The organism is Oligella sp. HMSC09E12 (assembly GCF_001808505.1).
Taxonomy (GTDB): Bacteria; Pseudomonadota; Gammaproteobacteria; order Burkholderiales; family Burkholderiaceae_B; genus Oligella; species Oligella urethralis.
Map to the genome: position 1 here is coordinate 1 of NZ_KV793544.1, position 1,949 is coordinate 1,949.

At 44.5% G+C, this 1,949-nt stretch carries 3 protein-coding genes; all 3 read right to left on the minus strand.

The window, feature by feature from the left end; genetic code table 11:
- Positions 1–101: 101 nt before the first annotated feature.
- Positions 102–542, minus strand: coding sequence for a PH domain-containing protein (locus tag HMPREF3179_RS02830; RefSeq protein ID WP_070469655.1), 441 nt, complete (start codon positions 540–542; stop codon positions 102–104).
- Between the two features lie 163 nt (positions 543–705).
- Positions 706–1,167, minus strand: a complete 462-nt coding sequence (locus HMPREF3179_RS02835) for a hypothetical protein (protein WP_036560860.1) — start codon at positions 1,165–1,167, stop codon at positions 706–708.
- An 8-nt stretch (positions 1,168–1,175) separates the two neighbouring features.
- The gene (locus HMPREF3179_RS02840; RefSeq protein ID WP_070469656.1) at positions 1,176–1,880 is read right to left on the minus strand and encodes a hypothetical protein; all 705 of its coding nucleotides are present in this window, start codon (positions 1,878–1,880) and stop codon (positions 1,176–1,178) included.
- Positions 1,881–1,949 lie beyond the last annotated feature (69 nt).

Below are 1,949 nucleotides of genomic sequence, written 5' to 3' on the forward strand. Positions count from 1 at the left end.
CGGTTAGCACAGATCTACCTCAAGAGATATAACGTTTCGCGTAACCCGCGGCAAAAAGTAGAGCGAAGCGCCGCTTTTTGCCATCCGAGTTGACGCGATTGTTAGGCTGGTTGTGCAGCAACTTGGGGCTGCCCATTACTCTCCTGAGTATCGATGAACGCACGGCGGAACTGAAGAGGGCTGGATATGCCAGGAATCGGGGCTTGCGGATTACCTGCGCCAGAAACAACGATGGAGCCGAAGTTAAAGATGCGGCCAAGAATGCCTTGATTGACTTGGATGCTTTCAATCTTCTGTAGATTGATCTCAATGGTTGATCGGCTGATGAGGCCAAACTTGGCGATGACTCGCTTATTCGTGATAGCAAGTTCTGTTGTGAAGTACCTGATTGCGGCAACGGCCCAAAACAGAAGGCCCAGCCCAAAAAAGGCTAGAAATATGAGCCCCCAAAGCATCAATGGTACGAGCGACCATATACTGACTTTACCCTGATATACAACTTTCTCCCCTTTGGTCAGGGCACTTTCTACGTAACTTCCCATTTTCTTTCTCCTTGATTGATAAAGCGGCTTGTGAAGCCTAACGCCTTGCTCACCGGCACATGCTGCGGAGAGCGTTTTGTGTAATATGGAGCGTAGCGACACACAAAAGCGAGCGTAGCAGTATGTGTCCGAGTGCAGCAATTTGTTAGATTTCTTTGGTTGGCTATTGAGAAGAAACTTCCGATACACCGAAAGACCTCCAAAATTTGAACTTACGCCATACACCAGAAGGTTCTGAAATATAGGGAATGTGAAATCTCTTACTTTTGAATATTTTAATCTGCCAATCTTTGTCGCCAAAAAATTTGAATTGAACCAAATCTGGATCTGTAATACCAAGCAACTTAAATGAGCCGGTACCGTATGGCCAAAAAGCAGTGGCACTATCTATAATTTCGTTTTCGCCACTTAGCAAATAGATGTTGAGTGACTCTTCAAAAGGGCAATCATCAGTAGTGAAGACTAGATAACATTCGTCATATTGAATGCATGCTTCGAGATCAACTCCGTTGATGATTAATTTTAGCTTGGTGCCCTCGATAGTAATTTCACTTTTTGGTGATTGAGCTTCTGTAGCCTCGGATATGACTTTTAAATTAACATCATCATTTTTAATGATTTTCATGGCTATACCTACCAAACTAATCCCACTCCAAAAGCAGCAAGAGCTCCACCAACGAATACTCCAACGGTAACGCATACAGGAGCACCAGGGCCACACGCGAATCCTGCTAATGCTCCTCCAGCTATACCACCACCAATGCCGGTTCCGGTAATAGCAATTTCCTTGCCCGCCGCGTCAAATTTATTTTCAGCTGTCGCAACTGTATAGACAGATAGAGCAATAGATAAAAGAATTAGGCCTCTTCCAGCATGTGATAGCTTTTTCATAGCCGAAGTGACTTCTGGCCGAGACTTTCCTGCCGATTTTACGACCTCTAGATATACTTTGTTTTGCTGCTGAGCGGTGAGATTATCAAACGAAACACTGGCGCCATACAGCTTTTGGGATTTTATGGCTACTATTTCATTGAGCGTTTTTCCTTGCTGCTTAATCTTCTGCGCGATTGACAGACCAACCGGAGTGCTTCTTGTTCTTATTACTTTCATAATGAGGTTTCTAGCTTCCGATGCCTGCTCGGCGGCTTGAAGCCAGGTGATTCTTCCAGTCTGAGCCATCATTCTAAGCTCATTCGACATTGCACGTATTTGCCTTGCATAGGCCTGCCTTGCACTTGCATCAATAGTCAAATGAGTACCTATATTTGCTATCTCAGCCTCTAATGCTCTAATCGCATTTTCGAATAATTGCTGATCGTTTTTTTGAGCCACTTCCATCTATATCACTCCTGTTATGTTTATTGGGTAAATCCAACGCCAAAATCAGCCGCGCGATTTTTGCGTCGG